Raw genomic sequence first — 23,629 nt, 5'->3', positions numbered from 1 at the left:
AATCCTGAGCGCCTGCGCATCAACTGTGCAGGCATTCAGGCGTTATTCCTACTTACTTCAGGTTGATGATTTTTTTGGCATCAGCCTGGTTCTTCACACCCTTCGCCAGCGCCTGCTGGGCGGCCTGCTTGGCCTCCGGGATGCGACCTTCGGCATGCAGGACGCGTGCCAGGTTCAGGTAGGTCTCACCGTCCTTGGACAGCGGGGCAGCCTTCTGCCACGCATCGATCGCCTGCGGCACCTGGTCGGAGTAGTAGTAGGACTGGGCCAGCGCCAGGTAGACCTGGTAATCCGGCTTCAGGATGCCCTTCTGCAACCCTTCGTTGATGACCGCGATGACGTCCTTTTCCTTGTGTTCGGTGTTGGCATAGATCGAGTACAGCTGCTTGTACTCGCGCTCTTCGGTGAGCTGGCCGCTGCTGCGCAGCTTGTCCATCACCGCGGCAGCCTTCTCCATCTGATCGGCCTGCATGTACATGCTGGCCAGGTTCAGCTGGGCCTTCTTGTCGTTCGGGTTCTTGGCGGCCAGTGCTTCGGCTTCCTTCACCGCTTCACCGGACTGGCCGGCTTCGGAGAGGGCCGCCATCAGCAGCTGGTTCCAGTTGTCCTTCGGTTCGGTGGCACCGGCGATGGCCTGCTTCAGCACCGGGATCGCTTCCTGGTAGCGCTCCAGCTGGTACAGCGCCTGGCCCTTGGCGATCAGCTCTTCCGGCTTGGTCGACTTGCTCTCGGCGAAGTACTTGTCCAGGGTCGCCAGGCCTTCGGCGGTCTGGTCTTCCTGCAGCTGCAGCTGGCCCAGCATCAGCATCGACTGGAAGTGGCCGTTGTTGTCCAGGCCGTTGAACTGCAGGACCTGCTTCAGGTAGGCCACGGCAGCCGGGGTGTCGTCGGTCTGGTAGGCGGCCTGCGAGGCCAGCTGCGCGGCCAGCGACTTGTCGTACTCGTTCGCGGCGCTGTCAGCCAGGATCGCGTCGGCCTGCGTGCGCGTCTCCGGGAACTTTTCCTTGTTGTAGCTGTCGATCATCTTCTGCAGCTTGCTGCCCAGCTTGGCCGATGCCTTGACGGTCGGCTCCTCGCGGGTCGCGTTCGGGTACAGCGCTTCGGCCTTGGCCTGCTTGCCGCCGCGGTTGCCACGCTCGGAGGAACGCGAGGACTGCGCGAAGGCATCGGTGACCACGGCGCCGGTCAGGGCGGTCGCGACGAGGACGGAAAGCACAGCTTTGTGGTTACGGAAAATCATCGTTCACCTCGATCGAACCGCCGGATAGCGGCAAAGTCGGACTGTCAGAAAAATCTGAGCCGCCAAACGTATCAGAAACAGATGGCGTGAGAAATCGTTTTATGTGCTGCAATACAGCATAGAACTGCGCACTCATCCGCACTTTGGCCGCAGCCCGGCCGCCTGCGCCTGCTGATAGACCGGCGTCAGTCCCGGTGCATCGCGTCGCAGTTCCTGGATACGGTTGGCTGGATCGGGGTGGGTGGACAGCCATTGCGGGCTGCGGCCGCCACTGGCGGCCATCATGTTCTGCCACAGGTCGACCGCCTGCGCCGGGTTGAAACCGGCCTGGGCCATCAGTCGCTGGCCGATCACGTCGGCCTCGCTTTCCTGGGTGCGTGAACCGGGCAGCAGGAAGGCGGTCTGCGCGCCCATGCCCCCGAGCTGGTTGACGGTGCTGGCAGCGCCTTCTCCGTAGGCCGCGCCGGCCAGCGCACCGAGCACGGCCAGCCCGGTCTGCGCACCCATCTGCCGGGTGATGCGCTCTTCGTGGTGGCGGGCGATGACGTGGCCGATTTCATGGCCGATTACGGCAGCCAGCTGATCCTGGTTTTTGGCGACGGTGAAGATGCCGGTGTTCACGCCGACCTTGCCGCCGGGCAGGGCGAAGGCGTTGGGCTCCTTGTCGACGAACACGGCCGTCTCCCACCGTACGCCACGGTATTGAGGCGGCAGCTGCGCGACCAGGGCGTTGACCACGCACTGCACGTAACCGTTCTGGCGGCCGTCGGTGCTGATCTTTTCCTTCTGCTTGGTTTCGGCGAACGCCTGTGCGCCGAGCTGGTCCAGCTGCGCCTGCGACACCCCGCCCACCATCTGCCGACGGCCGGTAGGGGAGGTCGTGGTCGCGCAGGCGCTGACCAGGGTGGTGATGACAAGGGCCAGCAGCAGTTGTTTCATGGATCCACCCCCGTGTTCATATGCGCAGTGTGTAGCGTAGCGGCTTAATCTTTCGTCAAGCGGACACGGCGTTACGTTGCCCCGAAGAACACAAGCGCGGCAAGCGCCACGCCGTTGTTCAGCGCGTGCGCGGTGATCGCGGCCCAGAGCGTGCCGGTGCGCTGGTACAGCCAGCAGAACGCGGCACCCATGCCGCCATAGACCAGCCACAGCTGCGCGATCTCGGCCGGGCCGTTGGCACTGGTGCCAGGGATTTCATGGATCAGGGCGAAAGCAAGGCTGCTCAGTACCACGCCCAGCCACGGGCGTCCGGCCTTCCACAGGCGGCCAAACAGCACGCGGCGGAACAGCAGCTCCTCGTAGGCCGGTGCCAGTACCACCGCGAACAGCACCAGGAACAACGGGAAGCGCGCGATCGCACTCTGCATCAGCGCCAGATTGGTGGGAACCGGCTCGATGCCGAACTGCTTGGCCAGGAAGGCGATGCCATTGCTGCCGAGCACGATCAGGGTCGCCACCAGCAGGGTCCAGCCCCAGGTGGAGGGACGGCGCAGCGCCTGGCGCGACGCGTGGCGCTCGGCGGCATTGGCCGGCCGTCGCCAGAAGTACAGCAGCAGCGCGGCGCCGCCGGTGGCAAACAGCGCCATGAGAATCTGCGCAAGCGCGCCCGGCTGGCCCAGTGATGCCGCTACCGAACTGGCGTCGGGGGCGCCAGCGCCGGCCTGCGCGTTCGCGTAACCAACCACCACGCCACGGTACAGGCCCCATAGCAGGCCGCTGATCAGGCTCAGGCCGAACAGGGTGACAGCGGCGATACCCAGGTCGATGAAAAACCCCGCCAACGGCGAAACGGCACGCGGCGCGGCAGAAGCCGGCGGAACCGGGGGCGGAGCGGAAACCGGGGCGGATGCGGACATCAGGTACCTGCGTTCAAGAGTCGAAGGCCGGCGCGCCTCCCCGCGCACCGGCCGTGTCCCGATTGTGTCAGATATCCAGGTTTGCGACCTTCAGCGCGTTGTCTTCGATGAAGTCGCGACGCGGTTCGACGACATCGCCCATCAGCGTGCTGAAAATCTGGTCGGCAGCGACAGCATCTTCGATGCGCACCTGCAGCAGTCGACGGGTTTCCGGATTCACCGTGGTGTCCCACAACTGCTCCGGATTCATTTCACCCAGACCCTTGAATCGCTGGATCTGTCGGCCGCGCTTGGCCTCCTCGAGCAGCCAGTTCTGTGCCTTGGCAAAGCTGTCGACTTCGATCGACTTGGCACCGCGGGAAATGGTCGCGCCTTCGCGGACCAGACCGTGCAGCAGCTTCGATGCCTGGTGGATCGCGCGCAGTTCGCCGCTTTCGAAGGCCGACATCGGCAGCACCTGGATGTGCTGTTCGCCCATGTGGCGACGGGTCACCAGCACAGCGGCCGGGCGCTCATCGTTGGCGTCCTGCAGTTCCAGCGTGAAACGCGGGCTGCCCAGGCTGCCCTGGTTGAGACGCTTGGCCAGTGCATCCAGGCCCTCGCCTTCGCCGGCAGCGCGCAGGCTTTCCAGGTCCATCGGGACGAAGTCGACCAGCGCTTCAAGCAGGTTGCGGTCGTAGCGGTGTGCGTTGCGCTCGATCGAATCCAGCGCCGCCGCGTAGGCCAGCAGCAGCTTCTCCAGCGCCAGGCCTTCGATGCCGGGCTCGCCGGTGGCCGGCACCAGTGCAGCGTTTTCCACTGCGCTGCTGGCCAGGTAGCTGTCCAGCGCCGGGTCGTCCTTCAGGTACAGCTCCTGCTTGCCCTGCTTGATCTTGTACAGCGGCGGCAGGCCGATGTAGACGTAACCGCGCTCGATCAGCTCCGGCATCTGGCGGTAGAAGAACGTCAGCAGCAGGGTGCGGATGTGGGCGCCGTCGACGTCGGCGTCGGTCATGATGATGATCTTGTGGTAACGCAGCTTGTCCGGGTTGTACTCGTCACGGCCGATGCCGGTGCCCAGCGCGGTGATCAGCGTACCCACCTGGTCGGAGGACAGCATGCGATCGAAACGCGCGCGTTCCACGTTGAGGATCTTGCCGCGCAGCGGCAGCACCGCCTGGTTCTTGCGGTTGCGGCCCTGCTTGGCCGAACCACCTGCCGAGTCACCCTCGACGATGAACAGTTCGGACAGCGCCGGATCCTTTTCCTGGCAGTCGGCCAGCTTGCCCGGCAGGCCCGCGATGTCCAGCGCGCCCTTGCGGCGGGTCAGGTCGCGGGCCTTGCGCGCGGCTTCACGTGCACGTGCGGCATCGACGATCTTGCCGGCGATCGCCTTGGCTTCGTTCGGGTTTTCCTGCAGGAACTCTTCCAGCCGCGCACCGAAGGCGTTTTCCACCGCCGGGCGCACGTCGGAGCTGACCAGCTTTTCCTTGGTCTGGCTGGAGAAGCTCGGGTCCGGCACCTTCACCGACAGCACTGCGATCATGCCTTCGCGCATGTCATCGCCGGTCAGGTTGATCTTGGCCTGCTTGGCGATGCCGTTCTGCTCGATGTAGTTGTTGAGCACACGGGTCAGCGCACCGCGGAAACCGGCCAGGTGGGTACCGCCGTCCTTCTGCGGAATGTTGTTGGTGAAGCAGTACATCGTCTCCTGGTAGGAGTCGGTCCACTGCAGCGCCACGTCCACGACGATGCCGTTGTGCTCGCCGGTGACTGAAATGACGTTCGGGTGCAGCGGGGTCTTCAGCTGGGCCAGATGCTCCACGAAGCTGCGGATGCCGCCTTCGTAGTGGAAGTCATCGCGACGGCCGTCGCCACGCTCGTCGGCAAGGACGATCTTGACGCCGGAGTTCAGGAACGACAGCTCGCGCAGGCGGCGGGCCAGGATGTCGTAGTGGAATTCCACGTTGTCGTGGAAGGCGACGGTCGACGGCCAGAAGCGCACGGTGGTACCGCGCTTGGTGGTGGCTTCCAGCTTGGCCAGCGCAGTCACGGCTGCGCCGTTGCTGAATTCCTGCTGGTAGTGGGAGCCATTCTGGAACACGTCCACCAGCAGCTTCTGCGACAGCGCGTTGACCACGCTGACGCCGACGCCGTGCAGGCCGCCCGAAACCTTGTAGCTGTTGTCGTCGAACTTGCCGCCTGCGTGCAGGACGGTCATGACGACTTCGGCCGCAGACACTTCGCGACCGAGCTTGGCGCTCATCTGCTCGTGCTTGCCGGTCGGAATACCACGGCCGTTGTCGGACACCGAGACCGAGCCGTCGGCGTGGATCGTCACTGCAACGTGGTCGGCGTGGCCGGCCAACGCTTCGTCGATCGAGTTGTCGACGACCTCGAACACCATGTGGTGCAGACCGGTGCCGTCATGCACGTCGCCGATGTACATGCCGGGACGCTTGCGGACAGCCTCCAGGCCTTCCAGGGCGGTAATGCTGTTGGCGTCGTAATTGCCGTTGTTTGCCGGGGTGTTCTGTTCGTCGCTCATTGCGCTTGCCGTAGGCTCCGCAGGTCGGGCACCGCTTGGGGCGATGCGCCGAGAATGAAAGGATTCCAACCCGAATTATACCAGCCGGGGTCGAGCGGCCCTGGTGTGCCCACTATGGCACAGCCACGATCTGTGCATGTTCCACGTGGAACCGGGCGATGTGGGTCAGTTCCTGCAGCGCCGCCGGGGTTTCGGTGGCGGTGATGAAGATCTGTGCCGGCCCATTGAGCAGGCGCTCCAGTACCCGCGCCTGATGGGTGCGATCCAGCTCCGAGGCCAGATCGTCCAATGCGATCACCGGCCATTCGCCTCGCTGTTCCGCATAGTCCTCCGCCTGTGCCAACAGGCACGCCAACGCCGTCAGCTTGGCCTGGCCGCGGGACAGCGCATCACGACCTGGAATGCTGTGGAAATCCACACTCCAGTCCGCGCGGTGCGGGCCCACCGAGGTATACCCGGCCTGCCGGTCACGTTCCCGGGCCAGAAGCAGGGCATCGGCCAAGGGAAGCTCGTGCCGCCGCCAACCGGGGCTCAGCCCCAATCCCTGGATACCGAGCTGTGGAGCGAGGCTGGCGGCCAAGGCGACCGTGCGCTGCTGCAGACGCTCCAGGTAGTGCTGGCGGCGGCTGGTCAGTGGTTCTCCTGCCTCGGCCAGCTCGTGATCCCAGGTATCGAGCATCCGCGACGGCCCGCCCTGCTTGAGCAGGGCATTGCGCTGCTTCAGCGCCCGGGAGTAGCGACGCCACAGGGACAGAAAATCCGGTTCCACGTGGAACAAGCCCCAGTCGAGGAAGCGGCGGCGGGGTTCACCACCACCACTGACCAGTGCATGGCTCCCGGGCTCGAACGTCACCACGGCCAGCGCTGCGCAGAGATTACCCAGCTGTGCGACATCCTCGCCGTCCAGTCGCCCCTTCCAGTCCTGACCACTGTGGCGCAGGCCGGCTTTTCGGCGGTGGGGCGGGTGATGGGCACGCTGTTCGTCCCATTCCACGAAGATTTCGAGCGCTTCCTGGCCCTGGCGTACCAGACCGTCACGCACCCGGCCACGGAAGCTGCGGCCATAGGCCATCAAGTGCAGGGCTTCGAGCACGCTGGTCTTGCCGGCACCGTTGTCGCCGGTCAGCAGGTTCAATCCCGGCTGGGGCGACAGGTCCACCGCACTGAAACGACGCAGTTGATGCAAGGCGAGGCGGCGGATCTGCATGGGGCGCGAAAGACCATCCGCACAAGGCGGTAGAGGGGCAGGGAATCCATCAGCTTACTGCATCGGTCAAGCCAGCCGTGCCGCGCCAGACATCGCCACTGTGCTGAAGACTCCGTCTGGCAACCCTACGCGTGTTCCACGTGGTGGCGCTCCCTCACCTGGGCTCGCCTGGGTCTGGATACGCCCGGGAATCCTTGAATTCTGAGCGCCGGCGCAGGGTACCGGCCCTCAGATTTCAGCGATTTCAGCCTCATTCCGCGAGCATCGCCAGGTGCCCCGACGGTGGTTTGCGCGAACACCGCGCAGATTTCTTGAAATCTACGATGCGATGCCCTGGAGGGTTCCACAGATTTCAAGGATTTCGAGCCCGCCGTTTCACACTGTCCACAGCAGGTCTGTATGACTTATACACAAGGTATGGGCAAACTGTGGATAAAAAAGCCCTTTTGCCCGACCTGCGAAACTATCCACAGGTTCCCCCCCAGCCTGAGGGGCCTCTATACAGGGGGTTTCAGGTGCATAAATCTCTTCAAAATCAACTAGATAATGCATTTCTCCACGAAATCTGGGCCTACCATCACCACCATGCTTTAGATTTATACCCAGATTTAGAAGCTAGGCCGGCCCCGATCCGACCCCAACGAGACCTGTGGACAGTGGCGTCTGCAGATGAAGCAACCGCAGCGTTGCGACCCACGATCTGCTTCACCCCTCCGGCAAGTTCGGGGAACGTGCATCAGGCTGAAGACCCAGAACGGCATACTCGATCGAGAGCGGCTGGACAGCGCCCAAGCTCACAACCTGGATTCCAATCGCTCAGCGCCGATTGCATCGGAAGGGCAGCCAGGATCAATCGGCAACCAGCGATCTCAAGGAAGCCATTCACCCACACCTGGAGATCCGCCCATCGCGATGCTCCACGTGGAACCTGCAAAAAAAAAACGCCCGGGAAGATCCCGGGCGTCGTTCGGTTCCACGTGGAACAGGCTGCCGTTAGAGACGCAGCGGCATCACCACATGGCGCGACTTCTCGCTGCTGGATTCACGCACCAGCGCCGAGGAGTTGGAGTCGCGCAGCTGGATGATGACTTCCTCGTCGCGCAGGGCAGACAGGGCATCCAGCAGGTAGTTCACGTTGAAGCCGATGGCCAGATCGCTGACCGTGGTGTCGGCTTCGATCTCTTCCTGGGCTTCTTCCTGTTCCGGGTTGTGCGCGCTGATCTTCAGGTTGCCCGGCGAGACTTCCACGCGGATGCCGCGGTACTTCTCGTTGGACAGGATCGCGGCACGCTGCAGCGAGGCACGCAGTGCTTCGCGATCAACCTTCACTTCGCGGTCGGCACCGATCGGAATCACCGCTTCGTAATCCGGGAAACGGCCGTCGATCAGCTTCGAGGTGAAGGTGACATCGTCGCGCTTGACGCGGACGTGGCTGCGGCCGACTTCCAGCTCGATCTCGCGATCGCCGCTCTCCAGCAGGCGCTGCAGTTCGGTCACGCCCTTGCGCGGCACGATGATCTGGCGCTTGGAACCACTGGGCTTGGCCAGATCGGTTTCACACAGCGCCAGGCGGTGGCCGTCGGTGGCGACGGTACGCAGCGCATCGCCGCGCAGATCGAACAGCAGACCGTTGAGGTAGTAGCGCACGTCCTGCTGGGCCATCGCGAACGCGGTGCGTTCGATCAGTTCCTTCAGGGTCGCTTCGCCGATGGCCACGCGCTCGGTGGCTTCCACTTCGTCAACCGACGGGAAGTCGTTGGAGGGCAGGGTGGCCAGGGTGAAGCGGCTGCGGCCGGCCTGCACGGTGATCTTGTCACCGGTCTGCGAGACCGTGATCCGGCTGCCGTCGGGCAGGGCGCGGATGATCTCGAACAGCTTGCGGGCGGGGATGGTGGTTTCGCCGTCCTGGGCATCTTCAACCGCGATCCGCGACACCATCTCCACTTCCAGGTCGGTACCGGTCAGCGACAGCTGGCCGTTCTGCACCTGGACCAGGAAATTGGCCAGAACCGGAAGGGTCTGGCGGCGTTCGACCACGTTGACGACCTGTGCCAACGGCTTGAGAAAGGCTTCGCGCTGCAGTGTGAAACGCATGTGGTTCCGTGCCCCTATGCTTTAAAAAATGTGGAATAAATCAAAAGCTTGGTGGTGCTGGTAGAGACAGAATCGCTGGAAAACAACGCTAAGTCTTTGTAAGTAAAAGAATTTCATGCCTCGAAACCCTCTGTATTACCGACCCCCAGGGGGTGGGGAAAGCTGTGGATAAATTCGACGCGATTTCAGACGCCATTTTTATCCACAACGTGTCCCGCGCTTGCTACCGGATTCTGCACCGTTTTGTGCGATGACGCCTCATCGGCATCCGTGCATCATTCGCTCAGCTTCCGGATCAGCTTGTCCCAGTCCTCGCGGAGCTTGCCGTCGGTTTCCATCAGGGTCCGGATCTGGCGGCAGGCATGCAGCACCGTGGTGTGGTCGCGACCGGCAAAGGCGTCGCCGATCTCGGGCAGGCTGTGCTCGGTCAGTTCCTTGGTCAGGGCCATGGCGACCTGGCGGGGGCGGGCCAGCGAGCGGGTCCGACGCTTCGACAGCAGATCCTTGATCTGCAGGCCGTAGTAGTCGGCAACGGTTTTCTGGATGTTGGGAATGCTGATCGCCTGCTGCTGGGCGCGCAGCAGGTCGCGCAGGGTTTCCTGGGCGAATTCGGTGGTGATCGCGCGGCCGGTGAAATTGGCGCGGGCGGTCAGGGTATTGAGCGCACCTTCGAGGTCGCGCACGTTGGAGCGCATCTTCTTGGCGATCAGGAACGCAACATCATCGGGAATCTCTGCACCGCGTTCGCGTGCCTTGGCCAGCACGATCGCGGCGCGGGTCTCGAAGTCCGGCGGTTCGATCGCGACCGACAGGCCCCAGGCAAGCCGCGACTTCAGGCGTGCTTCCAGGCCTTCGACCTCGCGCGGATAGCGGTCGCAGGTCAGGATGATCTGCTGCTTGCCATCGAACAACGCGTTGAAGGTGTGGAAGAACTCTTCCTGGGTGCGGTCCTTGCCGGCGAAGAACTGGATGTCATCGATCAGCAGCGCGTCCACCTGCTGGAACTGGCGCTTGAACTGATCCATGGTCTTTTCCTGCAGAGCCCGGATCATCGCGCTGAAGAACTGTTCCGAACGCAGGTACAGCACCTTCGCACCCGGATTGGCCTGGCGCATGGCATTGCCGGCGGCGAACATCAGGTGGGTCTTGCCCAGGCCCGTGCCTCCGTACAGCAGCAGCGGGTTGTGCGCGCGGTCGCCCGGCTTCTGCGCTGCCTGGAAGGCGGCGGCCAGGCCCAGCTGGTTGCTGCGGCCTTCGACGAAGTTGGCGAACGTGTAGTGATTGTCCAGGTTGCCGGCAAACGGCACCTGCGGTTCGCTGGACACATGCGCCGACGGCGTGGAAACCGGCGCGTTCTGCGCCTCCACGGGACGCGGGCGCGAGCCGATTTCAAGAAAAACGTCGCTGAAACCGGCGAAATGGGCCAGCAGTTCGCGGATCCGGGCCAGGTACAGCTCGCGGACCTGGTCGACGATGAAGGCATTCGGTGCATACAGCACCAGGCTGTCCACGCGCAGATCGGCCTGCAGCGGCTTCAACCAGGTATGAACGTCTTCCGGCGGGAACTCCGCTTCGAGGCGCTCGAGACTACGGGACCAAGCATCCATCAGCAATAATCGTCCGGTGGCCGGGGCATGGACGCGACAAGGCGCCCAAACACAGGCCGGAAAGGGGGGAAATGGATGGCTCAGACTACCACCGAGCGCCCGCCTTCGGAATGCTTGTCCCCTACTTATTCACAAAAACATCCACAGCTATTGCACAGCCCAGTGAATTCGCGTAGCTGCCAGGGGTTGACTTGGGGCGGGGTACCTCTCTAGAATTTCCGGTTCTTTCCGTCCCATTCATACGAGAGGCCCCCAATGGCCACGAAGCGCACCTACCAGCCCAGCAACCTCAAGCGTAAGCGCGACCACGGCTTCCGTGCCCGTATGAAGACCGCTGACGGCCGCAAGATCCTGTCGCGTCGCCGCGCCAAGGGCCGCAAAGTCCTGAGCGCCTGATTGCCATGCCGCACATCGCGGCAGACGCAATCCCTTCGACAGTGAATACTGCAGACCCGCGCAAGCGATTCCCTCGCTCTGCGCGGGTTCGCACGCGTGCCGAATACTCAACGGTCTTCAACGGCGCCCGCCGTGTGTCCGATCCGCTGATGACCCTGCACTGGCTGCCGGCTGACCGGCCGGCCAGGCTGGGTCTGGCGGTTTCCCGCAAGGTTGATCCGAACGCCGTCGGGCGTAACCGGATCAAGCGCGTCCTGCGCGACATCCTGCGTCAGACACGTACCGACATCCAGCCAGGCGACTTTGTCGTCGTGGCTCGAAGTGCTGCGCGTTCCGCCAGCAACGACGAGATCCGCCAGGCCTTCCTGCGCCTGCTGCGTCGCCTGCGTGCATTGCCCACGCCGGGCGTGGACGGCACAATGCCGCCGCCTGATGGCATCGCAACTCCTTCTTTGACCGAGCCGGCATCGCGTCCCGGCCCCGCCGAGCCTGTCCGCTGATGAACCAGACCCGCGTATTCCTCATTTTTGCCTGGCTGATGGTGGCCGTGCTGCTGTGGATGGAGTGGAGCCGTGAAAAGGCTGCTCCGACCCCGGCACCGACGACCACGTCGGCCCCGGCCGCCGCACAGAGCGTTCCGGGCGCAACCCCGGGCGCCATCCCCAGCGCCCAGGTGCCGGGTGCCCCCGGCCAGGCCGCCGTGCAGGCCCAGGCCAGCGCCACGCCGGCCAGCCAGCGCGTGACCGTCACCACCGAAGTGCTGCGCCTGGTGCTCGACGGCGGCCGCGTGCTCGATGCCGAGCTGCTGCAGTTCCCGCAGACCAAGGACGAAGGCAGCCCGCCGGTCCGCCTGCTGACCGAAGACCCCGCGCACCCCTACAGCGCGATCAGTGGCTGGGCCAGCGAAGACAAGAACACCCCGGTCCCCGGCGCCGACGGCTTCAAGCTGGTCGGTGACATCAAGGACTTCGTGCTGGCCAAGGGCCAGAACGAGCTGCAGATCCCGTTCGTGTGGACCGCCGACAACGGCGTGACCATCAAGCGCACGCTGACCGTCTCGCGCAACGAGTATGCCGTGCGCTTCAAGGATGAAGTCAGCAACGCCGGCGCCGCGCCGTGGAACGGCTACGTCTACCGCACCCTGGACCGCACCCCGACCATCCTGTCGCGGAGCATGACCAACCCGGATTCCTTCAGCTTCAACGGTGCCACCTGGTACGACAACGACAAGAAGTACCAGCGTCGTGCGTTCAAGGACTACCTGGAAGACGGCACGCTGAACCAGAACATCACCGGCGGCTGGCTGGCGATGCTGCAGCACCACTTCTTCACCGCCTGGATCCCGCAGAAGGACCAGACCGCACACTACGTGCTGTCGCAGGTGGCCGGTCGTGACCTGATCGAAGCGCGTGGCCCGGCCTTCACCGTGGCCCCGGGCCAGTCCACCAGCACCGAAGCCCGCCTGTGGGTCGGCCCGAAGCTGGTCAACCTGATTGCCAAGGAAGACGTGCCGGGCCTGGACCGCGTGGTCGACTACAGCCGCTTCTCGATGATGGCGGTGATCGGCCAGGGCCTGTTCTGGGTGCTGAACCAGGTGCACAAGCTGGTCGGCAACTGGGGCTGGGCGATCGTCGGCCTGGTGGTGCTGCTGAAGCTGGTGCTGTACCCGCTGTCGGCGACCCAGTACAAGAGCGGCGCCAAGATGCGTCGTTTCCAGCCGCGCATCGCGCAGCTGAAGGAACGCTATGGCGATGACCGCCAGAAGTTCCAGACCGCGATGATGGAGCTGTACAAGAAGGAAAAGATCAATCCGATGGGCGGCTGCCTGCCGATCCTCATCCAGATGCCGATCTTCTTCGCCCTGTACTGGGTGCTGGTGGAATCGGTCGAACTGCGCCAGGCGCCTTGGTTCGGCTGGATCCAGGACCTGACCGCACGCGACCCGTACTTCATCCTGCCGGTGATCAACGTGGCGGTGATGTGGTTCACGCAGAAGCTGACCCCGGCACCGGGCATGGACCCGATGCAGCAGAAGATGATGCAGTTCATGCCGCTGGTGTTTGGCGTCATGATGGCCTTCATGCCGTCCGGCCTGGTTCTGTACTGGGTGGTCAACGGCGGCCTGGGCCTGCTGCAGCAGTGGTGGATGACCAAGCGCCATGGCGGCGAGCCGGTCCCGGCCACCACCGCCCCGGCCCCGGTCAAAAAGAAGTAATCCGACCGGCAGGTCGCCGGCTTTGTAGAGAGTCGACCTTGGTCGACTGCCATTGAGCCCCGACCGACCCGCAGAAGCCCGCCGCAAGGCGGGCTTTTCGCATGCGGCGTTAGAATCGCCGGCACACCGTTCCTCCATCCATCGAGTCCGCCATGCCGCGTGCGTCGTCGTTCCGCCTGTTCCTGCCCTCGCTGTTGTTGACCCTGGTCGTTGCCGGCTGTGGCGACAAAGACGCGAAGGCACCGGTAACCGGCGTGACCCAGCCCAGCGCGCAGGCCGCGGCCGCCGCCGACCCGGCCGCCGCGCCGTTGCTGGCTGCGCTGCAGAAGCAGCTCGACGGTTACCGTCGGATCATCGTGCTGCTGGCCGACGAAGAACAGCAGTCGGCCGCCGACCGCGGCACCTCCACGCGTGTGGGCCAGCAGCTGTTCCATGATGGCCTGGAGCAACGTACGGCCATCGCCGCGCAGTTCGACACCCTGCTGCGCGGTTCCAGTCCGCAGCGCTTCGCCACCCTGGGTACCGTGCTGGACTACATCGAGTCCGCGCCGGAACTGTTCGATGCCGACCGCCTGGCCTTCCGCGAAGTGCTGGGTGATCTGCATGAGCGGGTCGGTACCGATTCGTCGCTGCCGGCGGTGAAGCTGCACCAGCGCATCGGCGAGGACCTGGAAGCGCTCGACGAGATCGAACGCAACTACAACCAGGAACTGACCCGCATCTTCAGCCGCTTCGAGCGCACCCGCGCCATCGAGCTGAAGCGCGAGAAGTGGGACGATTACATCGCGCACCTGCACAAGGACTACAGCCGCGAAGCGATCCTGCGCGACTACGGGGTGATCGAGCCGTACCCGATGTCCATGAAGGACAGCGACCGCGAAATCTTCGGCCGCGACCTGCCGGCCAAGACCGTGGTGCTGACCTTCGACGATGGCCCGCACAAGGCCTACACCGATGAAGTGGTGGCCATCCTCAAGCGCTACGACGTGCCGGGCGTGTTCTTCGAAGTGGGCCGAAACCTGGGCAAGGTCGAGGCCGATGGCAAGGTCAGCCTGGGCCCGATGGCGAAGATCAGCCGCAATCTGATGGAAGAGGGCTATGCGGTCGGCAACCACAGCCTGACCCACGCCCAGCTGTCGCGCACCACCGGCGACGCGCTGCGCCAGCAGGTGCTGGACACCGACACGCTGCTGAAGGATGTCGACAGCAAGCGCGCACCGCTGTTCCGCTTCCCGTATGGCGCGCGCAATGCCGAAGGCCTGCAGCTGCTCAACGAGGCCGGGCTGAAGTCGATCATGTGGAACATCGACTCGATGGACTGGGCCGACCCGGTACCGGAGTCGATCGTGCAGCGCGTGCTCGACCAGGTGAACAAGGAACAGCGCGGCATCATCCTGTTCCACGACATCCACGATCGTGCGGTGAAGGCGCTGCCGCAGATCCTCGACCGGCTGATCGCCGATGGCTACCAGTTCGCCGGCTGGAATGGCCGCGACTTCACCGTCGCCCGAGCGCGCAAGGGTGATGCCGGTGCCGCCACGGTCACCACCGGCTACGAGAAGTCGTGGGCGATCGTGGTCGGCATCGACAACTACGCCAAGTGGCCGAAGCTGGAGTACGCCAGCCATGATGCACAGGCGGTGGCCGATACCCTGACCGGGCAGTTCGGCTTCCCGTCCTCGCAGGTGATCGTGCTGAAGAACGAGCAGGCCACCCGCAACAACATCTTGGCCGCCTTCCACGACCGCCTGGCCGACGACCGCACCGGAAAGAACGACCGCGTGTTCGTGTTCTTCGCCGGCCATGGCGCGACCCGCCAGCTCGCCTCGGGGCGCGACCTCGGCTACATCATTCCGGTCGATTCGGATCCGAAGGAATTCGCCACCGACGCGATTGCGATGACCGACATCCAGAACATCGCCGAAAGCATGCAGGCCAAGCATGTGATGTTCGTGATGGATGCCTGCTACAGCGGCCTGGGCCTGACCCGTGGCGGCCCCTCGTCGTCGTCGTTCCTGCGCGAGAACGCGCGACGCAGCGCGCGGCAGATGCTGACCGCCGGTGGTGCCGACCAGCAGGTGGCCGATGCCGGCCCCAACGGCCATTCGGTGTTCACCTGGGTGCTGCTGCAGGCGTTGGCCGGCAAGGGCGACCTCAACGGCGATGGCCTGATCACCGGTACCGAACTGGCCGCCTACGTGGCGCCGGCGGTCTCGGCGGTCTCGCACCAGACCCCGGCCTTCGGCAGCCTGCCCGGTTCGCAGGGCGGCGAGTTCGTGTTCCAGGTGCCGGACAGCCAGGAATTCCTCAACGCCGATACGCGCCAGCTGACCGCCGATGCGATCGCGCTGAACAACAAGGTTGATGCTGCCAGCGAAGCAAAGGGCAGCCAGGCGCCGGTGACCGTGGCCGACCTGCAGGGCGGCAAGGCCAAGCTGGTGGTGCCCACCGCCGGCCCGGCGTCCGACCGCCAGCGCGCGCAGCAGGCCAATGACCGTGGCCTGCAGCTGTACCGCGAGAAGCAGTACGACGAAGCGGTAGCCCAGTTCACCGAGGCGCTGAAGCTGCGCCCGGACTTCGCCCAGGCCGCCAACAACCTCGGCTTCGTCTACTACCGCCAGCAGCGCTATGCCGAAGCGGCGCGCTGGCTGGAGAACACACTGAAGATCGACCCCTCGCGCGCCGTGGCCTATCTCAACCTGGGCGACGCCTACTTCAACGCCGGCGACAAGGCCAAGGCCAAACAGGCCTACACCACCTACCTGGCGCTGCAGCCGCAGGGCAGCGGCGCGGCCCAGGCGCGTGCGCAGCTGGAGAAACTCTGAGCCATGAACGACGCGATCCGCACCGACACGATCGTGGCCATCGCCAGTGCGCCCGGCGCCGGCGGTGTCGGCCTGCTGCGCCTGTCCGGCCCGCGCGCTGCAGCGATTGCCAATGCGCTGGGTGCACCTGCACTGCGTCCGCGCCACGCGCACTACGCGCGCCTGCGTGATGCCGACGGCGAGGTCATCGACGATGGCATCGTGCTGTGGTTCCCGGCACCGAACAGCTTCACCGGCGAAGAGGTGGTGGAGCTGCAGGGCCATGGCAGCCCGGTGCTGCTGCAGCAACTGGTCGCGCGCTGCATCGCGCTCGGTGCGCGCCAGGCGCGCCCGGGTGAGTTCAGCGAACGGGCATTCCTCAACGGCAAGCTCGACCTGGCCCAGGCCGAGGCCATCGCCGACCTGATCGCCGCGGGCGACAACCGTGCCGCGCGCGCTGCGCGCCGTTCGCTGGATGGTGTGTTCTCGCGCCGCATCGACGCCGTGGTCGAACAGCTGGTGCTGCTGCGCATCCATGTGGAAGCGGCCATCGACTTCGCCGACGAACCGCTGGATACCCTCGGTGGAGCACAGGTGCGCCGTGGCCTGGAACAGGCGCGCAGCGACCTGGCCCTGCTGCGGCGGGATGCCGAGCGCGGCCGACGCCTGCGCGATGGCCTGCATGCAGTGCTGATCGGGCCGCCGAATGCCGGCAAGAGTTCACTCCTGAACGCACTGGCCGGCAGCGAGCGCGCCATCGTCACCGACATCGCCGGCACCACCCGCGACACCCTGCGCGAAACCATCCGCCTGGACGGCCTGGAGCTGACCCTGGTCGACACCGCCGGCCTGCGCGACGGCGGCGATGCCATCGAACGCGAAGGCATGCGCCGCGCGCACGTGGAAATCGAACGCACCGACCTGGCGCTGATCGTGCTGGATGCGCGCGATCCAGCGGCCGGCGAAGCGGCGCTGGGCGATGCCGTGGCGGCGGTGCCGCACAAGGTCTACATCCACAACAAGTCGGATCTGCTGACGGCGCTGCCGACGCTGGACGATCCGGATCGGGTGTTCGTTTCGGCGGCCACCGGCGCCGGACTCGAAGATCTGCATGCGCGCCTGCGTTCGATTGCCTCGGCCGGGGCAGGCGAGCAGGTGGACGGCGAGTTCTCCGCGCGCACGCGCCACGTCGATGCGATCGAGCGCGCGCAGGAACATGCGCAGCGCGCCGATGGTGAGCTGGCGCATGAGCACCTGGAACTGGCCGCCGAGGAACTGCGGCTGGCGCATGACGCGCTGGGTGAGATCACCGGGCAGATGAGTGCCGATGACCTGCTGGGAAGGATCTTCTCCAGCTTCTGCATCGGCAAGTAAGGTCGGGGCCAGATCCCCGAAGGGATCTCTGACCCCGTCATCGATCAATCGCGCGGCTCATGCTCTGGCAGGCGCCAACCTTCGCCCTGGGAGGTGCCAACCTTCGCTCTGGTAGGTGCCAACCTTGGTTGGCACAGGGCGTCCGGGGTCATGGACGCCGGCTGGCAGAGCGCCGACCAAGGTCGGCGACTACCGGATCCATGGGGTCCCCCGCCTGTCACATTGCCGCCGCATACTGACGCCCATCACATACCGCTTGGGGAAGTCGCAGTGAAGTCGTGGGGTTGTGCGTTGCTGTTGTCGCTGGCCGTGGCACCATCGGTGGCCATGAGTGCTGAATCCTCCACCCCGGCCGCACACAAGGTGTCGGTCTATGGCCACCGCGGGGCAAGCGCACTGCTGCCCGAGCACACCCTGGCGGCCTACGCGCAGGCCATCGCCGATGGCGCCGACTACATCGAACCGGACCTGGTCATGACCAAGGACGGGGTGATGGTGGCCCGCCACGAGAACGAGATCAGTGGCACCACCGATGTCGCCTCGCATCCCGAATTCGCCAGCCGCCGCACCAGCAAGGTCATCGACGGGCAGAAGGTCGATGGCTGGTTCACCGAAGACTTCACCCTGGCCGAGCTGAAGACGCTGTACGCGCGTGAGCGCCTGCCGGAACTGCGCAGCACCGCCTACGATGGCCAGTTCCGCATCGCCAGCCTCGACGAGATCCTTGCGTTCCTGGTGCAGCAGGCTGGCCGCGCCAACCGCGGCATCGGCGTGGTGCCGGAGATCAAGCATCCGACCTACTTCCAGTCGATCGGCCTGCCGATGGAAGACAAGCTCCTGATCGCGCTGCGCGGCAACGCCTATACCAACGTGGGCCCGGTCACCATCCAGTCGTTCGAGACCGCCAACCTGCGCTACCTGCGCGGCAAGATCGGGCGGGGCAGCAACATCCGCCTGCTGCAGCTGCTGTGGAAAGGCGATACCCAGCCGGCCGACATCGCCAAGGCCGGTGGCAAGCTGACCTACGCGCAGATGATGACGCCGGCCGGACTGAAGGACATTGCCAGCTACGCCGACAGCATCGGCCCGGAGCTGCGCTCGATCATTCCGCTGGACGCCAAGGGTGCACTGGGGACACCGACCACGCTGGTACAGGACGCACATGCAGTGGGCCTGATGGTGATTCCGTATACCTTCCGTCCGGAGAATCATTTCCAGGCCAGCAACCTGCGCAAGGGCGCCGACAACGCGCGCAATGCCGAGGGGTCAATTGCCGAGATGCGCGCCTATCTGGCCACCGGCATCGATGCGTTCTTCACCGATGACCCGGCGCTGGGCCGGCAGGCGGTGGATGGGATGGGCGCGGCGGGGAATACGGCGAACTGACCGGCCAATGCCGCCGGGCATGGCCCGGCGCTACCGGATGTGACGGAATGCTCTGGTAGTTGCCAACCTTGGTTGGCATGCAGCAGGAGCGCCGACCAAGGTCAGCCACTGCCGGGTCATGAAGATGCCGGACCCCCGTCACCCGCTCAGCCGCGCGGCTCGTCCGGCCGGCGGAACGGGATCACCACGTAGTCCTGGCCCTCGCGCGGCTGCCATAGCACCGGCACGCGCTGCGGTGACGGCGGCTCCAGCTCGTCGTCGGCCAGCGGTTCGACGTCTTCTTCTTCGTCTTCCCAGCTGTAGCGCGGGCGCGGCGGCAGCGGGTCGGCGTTGCGGAACAGCAGCGCAGCGATGATGCCGGCGAAGGCGCCGCCCATGTGCGACTGCCAGGACACACCATCGGCGTGCGGCAGGATGGTCATCAGCATGCCGCCGTAGAACAGCATGCCGATCAGGCCGGTGGCGATGGCCGCGCGATCGCGGCGCAGCAGGCCCAGGCTGGCCAGCAGGAACATCAGGCCGTGGGTCACGCCGCTGGCGCCCAGGTGCACGCTGCCCGGATTGCCCAGCATCCACGCACCGATGCCCGAGCCCAGCCACAGCAGCGGCAGGGCGCGCACGGTGGCTTTCGGGTAGACGCTGCCGGCCAGCGTGCCCAGGATCAGGATCGCGATGCTGTTGGCGGCGATGTGCTCGACCGAGGCATGCAGCATCGGGCCGCCGATCAGGCCAAGCAGGCCCTTGGCTTCCAGCGGCGCGACCGCCCAGGGCCGCCAGTCGAAGGTGCCCTGCAGGGCGAACACGGCCACCAGCACCAGCACGGCGGCCAGGCTGACATTGAACGCCCGCAGGATGCGCGAGCGGTCATTGCGGGGGGCCGGTACGTCGCCGGCGGGCAGGGGCGCGTTGTTGTCCATACCTCAGCAATGGCGGTGACTGGCGCGAAACCAAGGCCACCGCAACGGGAGAGTGGGTGCGGCCGGCGGGACAATCCCGCCGGCCGGCCATGATCAGGCGTGGCCGGAGCCTTCCTTCGGCGGGTACTTCAGGCTCAGTACCACGGTGGCGGCGATGATCACCGCGACCACGCCCAGCGACACCGGGGTCGGGATCTTGAACAGGTCGATGATCATCATCTTGATGCCGATGAAGCCCAGCACCAGCGCCAGGCCATACGGCAGCAGGTGGAAGCGGTCGGCCATGCCGGCCAGCAGGAAGAACATCGCGCGCAGGCCCAGCACCGCGAACACGTTGGAGGTGAGCACGATGAACGGGTCGGTGGTGATCGCGAAGATCGCCGGGATGCTGTCCACGGCGAAGATCACGTCGGTGACCGCGATCAGGATCAGCACCGCGAACAGCGGGGTGAACCAGCGCACGCCGTCGCGCTTCACGCTCAGTGCGTTGCCGGCATAGTCCGGCAGCAGGCGCAGGTGCTTGCGCATCCAGCGCAGGGCGGGATTGGTCTCCAGGTCCGGCTCCTGGCCGGCGGCGAACCACATCTTCCAGCCGGTGAACAGCAGGAAGGCACCGAACACGTAAAGCAGCCAATGGAACTGGCTGATCAGCACGCTGCCGGCGAAGATCATGATCGTACGCAGCACGATCGCACCCAGGATGCCGATGATCAACACCTTCTGGCGCTGCTCCTCCGGCACCGCGAAGTAGCTCATGATCATCAGGAAGACAAAGATGTTGTCGACCGCCAGCGCCTTCTCGACCAGGTAGCCGGTCAGGAATTCGAGGCCGACCTTGTTGGCCACCACCTGGCCGGCGGTCTCATTCAGGTAGTACCAGAGGCCCGCATTGAACAGGAGGGCCAGCGCGACCCAGCCGATGGACCACCACAGGGCCTCCTTGAAGGTGACCTTGTGCGGTCCACCATGGCGCATCAACACGAGGTCGACCAGCAGGGCGATGACCACCACCGCCGCGAAGCCGCCCCACAACCACACGTTACCGATCGTCTGCATTGGGAATGTCCGTTGGAAAGATGAATGCCAGGCCGGACGGCGAGGATCTGCAACGGAGGATCGGGAGGGGGATCCAGGGACAGAGCTTCGCCAGTACGGCGAAGGTCTCGCTCGCAGTTCCAGTCGGCTGGAACTGCCGTTGCACCGGAGCCTGCGGGCTCGAAATGACGGCGACAACGTCTGGGAGCTACTCCCCTTCTGGCGCCGATTCTGCGGCCTGGCCGGGCTGCCGTCAAATGCCGGGCGGCCGGGGCCCCCGCTCTGGTAGGTGCCAACCTTGGTTGGCACGCCTTGCCCGGGCCGTTCAGCAACGCCCGTCGCGCCAGCTCGACTCTACGAAAGCGCCCCCCGGCTACAATAGGTGGATGAATACCCCCCTTCCGATTGTCCGCCTCAAGAATGCGTGGCGTTCCAGCCACCCGTGGATCTTCCAGAAACTGGTCGAGAAGCCGACCGTCCGGCCCAAGCCCGGTTCCATCGTCGACGTGGTCGGCGTGGACGGGGAGTTCATCGGCCGCGGGTTCTACAACGGGCACTCGCGCATTGCCGTGCGCATCCTCGAAACCGACCAGAACGTGCCGGTCGATGCTGGCTGGTTCTCGCGCAAGATCGCCCAGGCGGTGTCGCTGCGCCGTGAGGTGCTGAAGCTCGACGCGGTGTCCGACGCCTGGCGCGTGGTGCACAGCGAGGGCGATGGCCTGTCCGGCCTGGTGGTGGACCGCTACGGCGACCTGGTGGTGGTCGAATTCTTCGCCGCCGGCATGTTCCGCCACCGCGAGTGGATCTACGACGCCCTGCGCGAGCAGTTCCCGGGCTGCCGCTTCCACAGCTTCGCCGACGAGCACGTGCAGAAGCAGGAAAGCTTCGACTTCCACGGCAACACCACCACCGAAGCGGCAGTGATCACCGAGTACGGCATCAAGTTCCGCGCTGACCCGGCCGGTGCGCACAAGACCGGCTTCTTTGCCGACCAGCGCGAGAACCGCGAGTGGCTGAGCAAGCAGGTGGAAGGCAAGAGCGTGCTCGACCTGTGCTGCAACACCGGCGGTTTCGCCGTGTACGCGGCGGCGCGCGGCGCCTCGGACGTGGTCGGCATCGACATCGATGAAGACGTCATCCAGATCGCCAAGGGCAATTCGCGCCTGAACAACGTGCGCCCGAAGTTCATCCAGTCCGACATCTTCCCGTGGCTGCGCGATGCCGCCAACCGCGGCGAGCAGTACGACGTGGTGATCCTGGACCCGGCGAAGATGACCCGCGACCGCGACCAGGTGATCACCGCGCTGAAGAAGTACCTGGACATGAACAAGCTGGCGCTGGGCGTGGTCAAGCCCGGTGGCCTGTTCGCCACGTTCTCCTGCACCGGCCTGGTGGCCGAGGACCAGTTCCTCGACATGCTGCGCCGCGCGGCCTACTTCTCCGGCCGTACGATCCAGATCCTGAAGGTGGCCGGCGCCGGTCCGGACCATCCGTTCATGGCCCACGTGCAGGAATCGCGTTACCTCAAGGCCGTGTTCTGCCGCGTGGTTGATTGATTCGCGGGATCCCGGCTGCGCTCGGCATCGGGTAGTGCCGGCCGCTGGCCGGCTCCTCCTGGTCTCCGACTCTCGCTGAGAGCCGGCCAGCGGCCGGCACTACCGTTTGTTGTCATCTCGGCGCTATGGTCTGACGCTTCCCATCGAGGTGAAGCGTCATGACGTTGCGCAGTCTGTCTTTGCTGGTCTCCCTGGCGCTGTGCGCGCCACTGTCCGCCCACGCCATCGAGTTCAGCGCACAGGAGCTGGCGCGCGCCAAGGCCCTGCAGCAGCGCCTGGTCACCCTCGACAGCCACCTGGATACGCCGGCCAATTTCGGCCGAACCGGCTTCGACATCGAGCAGCGTCACGACCGCAACGCGCTTTCGCAGGTCGACTACCCGCGCATGGTCGAAGGTGCGCTGGACGGCGGTTTCTGGGCGATCTACACCGATCAGGGCGACCGCAGCCCCGCCGCGCACCTCGCCGAGCGTGACCATGGCCTGCAGCGGCTGCTGGAGATCCGCGAAATGCTGGCGGCCAACCCCGAGCGCTTCGCGCTGGCATTGACCGCAGATGACGCGGCGCGGATCAAGGCCGCCGGCAAGCGCGTGGTCTACATCAGCATGGAAAACGCCAGCCCGCTGGTGGAAGACCCGAGCCTGCTGTCGTTCTACCACCGCGCCGGCCTGCGCCTGCTCAGCACCGTGCACTTTGCCAACAACGAGTTTGCCGATTCGGCCACCGACCCCAAGGGTGCGGAGTGGAAAGGCCTGAGCCCGGCCGGCAAGGACCTGGTGCGGCAGGCGGTGAAGCTGGGCATTGTGATCGACCAGTCACATGCTTCGGATGCGGTGTTCGACGACCTGCTGGCGATGATGCCGGTGCCGTTCGTGCTCTCGCACAGCTCGGCCAAGGCGGTCTACGACCACCCGCGCAATCTGGATGACGCGCGCCTGCGCAAGCTGGCCAAGGCCGGCGGTGTGATCCAGGTGAACGCCTATGGTGGCTACCTGATCGACACCGCAAAGACGCCCGAGCGCAAGCAGGCCGAGGAAGCGCTGAGCAAGCAGCTGGGTGGCTGGGAAGGCATGGGCATCGAACAGGGCGTTGCCCTGCTGAAGGCCGAGCAGGCGCTGGACCACGAGCACCCGGTGCGCCATGCCAGCCTCGACGACTTCTTCGCCCACTTCGAGCACATCCTCAAGGTGGTGGGCCCCGAGCACGTGGGCATCGGCCTGGACTGGGATGGCGGCGGTGGCCTGAGCGACCTGCCCGATGTCAGCCAGCTGCCGAAGATCACCGCGTGGCTGCTGCGCAAGGGCTATACCGAGAAGCAGATTGCCGGCATCTGGGGCGGCAACCTGCTGCGGGTGATGCGCCAGGCGCAGGACTACGCTGCAAAGCAGGGCGGTTGACCGCCCGGCGGTTGTGCC

General features: G+C 65.3%; 17 protein-coding genes. 8 read left to right on the top strand and 9 right to left on the bottom strand.

What is annotated here, in order from left to right; all coding sequences use genetic code 11:
- Window positions 1-52: 52 nt before the first annotated feature.
- The 7 genes from ABE423_RS11240 to dnaA all read right to left on the bottom strand — a co-directional run bounded on the left by ABE423_RS11240 (window position 53) and on the right by dnaA (window position 10,531).
- Window positions 53-1,240, bottom strand: coding sequence for a tetratricopeptide repeat protein (locus ABE423_RS11240; RefSeq protein WP_032128511.1), 1,188 nt, complete (start codon window positions 1,238-1,240; stop codon window positions 53-55).
- A gap of 132 nt (window positions 1,241-1,372) precedes the next feature.
- Window positions 1,373-2,179 (bottom strand): M48 family metallopeptidase, encoded by an 807-nt coding sequence (locus ABE423_RS11235; protein ID WP_032128510.1) that lies wholly within the window; start codon window positions 2,177-2,179, stop codon window positions 1,373-1,375.
- A gap of 71 nt (window positions 2,180-2,250) precedes the next feature.
- Window positions 2,251-3,096, bottom strand: a complete 846-nt coding sequence (locus tag ABE423_RS11230) for a CPBP family intramembrane glutamic endopeptidase (protein WP_049399023.1) — start codon at window positions 3,094-3,096, stop codon at window positions 2,251-2,253.
- A 67-nt stretch (window positions 3,097-3,163) separates the two neighbouring features.
- On the bottom strand, window positions 3,164-5,623 hold the full coding sequence (gene gyrB / locus ABE423_RS11225) for a DNA topoisomerase (ATP-hydrolyzing) subunit B (protein ID WP_032128508.1): 2,460 nt from the start codon (window positions 5,621-5,623) through the stop codon (window positions 3,164-3,166).
- A gap of 112 nt (window positions 5,624-5,735) precedes the next feature.
- Window positions 5,736-6,830: a DNA replication/repair protein RecF gene (recF, locus tag ABE423_RS11220; protein WP_121504964.1), complete on the bottom strand. Its 1,095-nt coding sequence runs from the start codon at window positions 6,828-6,830 to the stop codon at window positions 5,736-5,738.
- Window positions 6,831-7,823: 993 nt separating this feature from the next.
- Window positions 7,824-8,924, bottom strand: coding sequence for a DNA polymerase III subunit beta (gene dnaN / locus ABE423_RS11215; protein ID WP_005411731.1), 1,101 nt, complete (start codon window positions 8,922-8,924; stop codon window positions 7,824-7,826).
- Between the two features lie 275 nt (window positions 8,925-9,199).
- A complete protein-coding gene (gene dnaA, locus ABE423_RS11210; RefSeq protein ID WP_005411730.1) occupies window positions 9,200-10,531 on the bottom strand; it encodes a chromosomal replication initiator protein DnaA in 1,332 nt (443 codons plus the stop codon).
- Window positions 10,532-10,786: 255 nt separating this feature from the next.
- On the opposite strand from dnaA, the gene rpmH reads away from it, so the two are divergent.
- From rpmH to ABE423_RS11180, 6 genes are all read left to right on the top strand, one after another.
- On the top strand, window positions 10,787-10,927 hold the full coding sequence (gene rpmH / locus ABE423_RS11205) for a 50S ribosomal protein L34 (RefSeq protein WP_005411729.1): 141 nt from the start codon (window positions 10,787-10,789) through the stop codon (window positions 10,925-10,927).
- A 5-nt stretch (window positions 10,928-10,932) separates the two neighbouring features.
- Window positions 10,933-11,427, top strand: coding sequence for a ribonuclease P protein component (gene rnpA, locus ABE423_RS11200; RefSeq protein ID WP_021203275.1), 495 nt, complete (start codon window positions 10,933-10,935; stop codon window positions 11,425-11,427).
- Window positions 11,427-13,142: a membrane protein insertase YidC gene (yidC, locus tag ABE423_RS11195; protein WP_346486044.1), complete on the top strand. Its 1,716-nt coding sequence runs from the start codon at window positions 11,427-11,429 to the stop codon at window positions 13,140-13,142. The genes rnpA and yidC overlap by 1 nt, the downstream gene beginning before the upstream one ends.
- A 152-nt stretch (window positions 13,143-13,294) precedes the next feature.
- Entirely contained in the window at window positions 13,295-15,967 is a 2,673-nt protein-coding gene (locus ABE423_RS11190) for a polysaccharide deacetylase family protein (protein WP_125892591.1), read from the top strand.
- Window positions 15,968-15,970: 3 nt separating this feature from the next.
- Window positions 15,971-17,320 carry a tRNA uridine-5-carboxymethylaminomethyl(34) synthesis GTPase MnmE gene (gene mnmE, locus ABE423_RS11185; RefSeq protein ID WP_049399027.1) on the top strand — a complete coding sequence of 450 codons (1,350 nt, stop codon included), beginning with the start codon at window positions 15,971-15,973 and terminating at the stop codon, window positions 17,318-17,320.
- Window positions 17,321-17,590: 270 nt separating this feature from the next.
- Window positions 17,591-18,706: a glycerophosphodiester phosphodiesterase gene (locus tag ABE423_RS11180; protein WP_125892587.1), complete on the top strand. Its 1,116-nt coding sequence runs from the start codon at window positions 17,591-17,593 to the stop codon at window positions 18,704-18,706.
- 146 nt (window positions 18,707-18,852) lie between these two features.
- Here the strand turns inward: ABE423_RS11180 and ABE423_RS11175 are convergent, their stop codons facing one another.
- Window positions 18,853-19,623, bottom strand: coding sequence for a rhomboid family intramembrane serine protease (locus tag ABE423_RS11175; protein ID WP_071228672.1), 771 nt, complete (start codon window positions 19,621-19,623; stop codon window positions 18,853-18,855).
- A gap of 93 nt (window positions 19,624-19,716) precedes the next feature.
- Window positions 19,717-20,679, bottom strand: a complete 963-nt coding sequence (locus ABE423_RS11170; RefSeq protein ID WP_005411722.1) for a TerC family protein — start codon at window positions 20,677-20,679, stop codon at window positions 19,717-19,719.
- A gap of 365 nt (window positions 20,680-21,044) precedes the next feature.
- Between ABE423_RS11170 and ABE423_RS11165 the strand changes: the two genes are divergently transcribed.
- Window positions 21,045-22,214, top strand: coding sequence for a class I SAM-dependent rRNA methyltransferase (locus tag ABE423_RS11165; protein ID WP_346486040.1), 1,170 nt, complete (start codon window positions 21,045-21,047; stop codon window positions 22,212-22,214).
- Between the two features lie 158 nt (window positions 22,215-22,372).
- On the top strand, window positions 22,373-23,611 hold the full coding sequence (locus ABE423_RS11160; protein ID WP_125892583.1) for a dipeptidase: 1,239 nt from the start codon (window positions 22,373-22,375) through the stop codon (window positions 23,609-23,611).
- Window positions 23,612-23,629 lie beyond the last annotated feature (18 nt).

It is taken from the genome of Stenotrophomonas sp. TWI1409 (assembly GCF_039673015.1).
Lineage (GTDB): Bacteria > Pseudomonadota > Gammaproteobacteria > Xanthomonadales > Xanthomonadaceae > Stenotrophomonas > Stenotrophomonas maltophilia_A.
This window is presented reverse-complemented; position numbering and strand designations above follow the sequence as displayed.

Bases quoted from the DNA above. Each gene is read 5' to 3' on its own strand.
- gyrB (WP_032128508.1), bottom strand. From the start codon at position 5,623: ATGAGCGACGAACAGAACACCCCGGCAAACAACGGCAATTACGACGCC.
- ABE423_RS11175 (WP_071228672.1), bottom strand. From the start codon at position 19,623: ATGGACAACAACGCGCCCCTGCCCGCCGGCGACGTACCGGCCCCCCGC.
- ABE423_RS11170 (WP_005411722.1), bottom strand. From the start codon at position 20,679: ATGCAGACGATCGGTAACGTGTGGTTGTGGGGCGGCTTCGCGGCGGTG.
- mnmE (WP_049399027.1), top strand. From the start codon at position 15,971: ATGAACGACGCGATCCGCACCGACACGATCGTGGCCATCGCCAGTGCG.
- ABE423_RS11235 (WP_032128510.1), bottom strand. From the start codon at position 2,179: ATGAAACAACTGCTGCTGGCCCTTGTCATCACCACCCTGGTCAGCGCC.
- recF (WP_121504964.1), bottom strand. From the start codon at position 6,830: ATGCAGATCCGCCGCCTCGCCTTGCATCAACTGCGTCGTTTCAGTGCG.
- rnpA (WP_021203275.1), top strand. From the start codon at position 10,933: ATGCCGCACATCGCGGCAGACGCAATCCCTTCGACAGTGAATACTGCA.
- ABE423_RS11190 (WP_125892591.1), top strand. From the start codon at position 13,295: ATGCCGCGTGCGTCGTCGTTCCGCCTGTTCCTGCCCTCGCTGTTGTTG.
- ABE423_RS11165 (WP_346486040.1), top strand. From the start codon at position 21,045: ATGAATACCCCCCTTCCGATTGTCCGCCTCAAGAATGCGTGGCGTTCC.
- ABE423_RS11160 (WP_125892583.1), top strand. From the start codon at position 22,373: ATGACGTTGCGCAGTCTGTCTTTGCTGGTCTCCCTGGCGCTGTGCGCG.
- dnaN (WP_005411731.1), bottom strand. From the start codon at position 8,924: ATGCGTTTCACACTGCAGCGCGAAGCCTTTCTCAAGCCGTTGGCACAG.
- dnaA (WP_005411730.1), bottom strand. From the start codon at position 10,531: ATGGATGCTTGGTCCCGTAGTCTCGAGCGCCTCGAAGCGGAGTTCCCG.
- rpmH (WP_005411729.1), top strand. From the start codon at position 10,787: ATGGCCACGAAGCGCACCTACCAGCCCAGCAACCTCAAGCGTAAGCGC.
- ABE423_RS11240 (WP_032128511.1), bottom strand. From the start codon at position 1,240: ATGATTTTCCGTAACCACAAAGCTGTGCTTTCCGTCCTCGTCGCGACC.
- yidC (WP_346486044.1), top strand. From the start codon at position 11,427: ATGAACCAGACCCGCGTATTCCTCATTTTTGCCTGGCTGATGGTGGCC.
- ABE423_RS11230 (WP_049399023.1), bottom strand. From the start codon at position 3,096: ATGTCCGCATCCGCCCCGGTTTCCGCTCCGCCCCCGGTTCCGCCGGCT.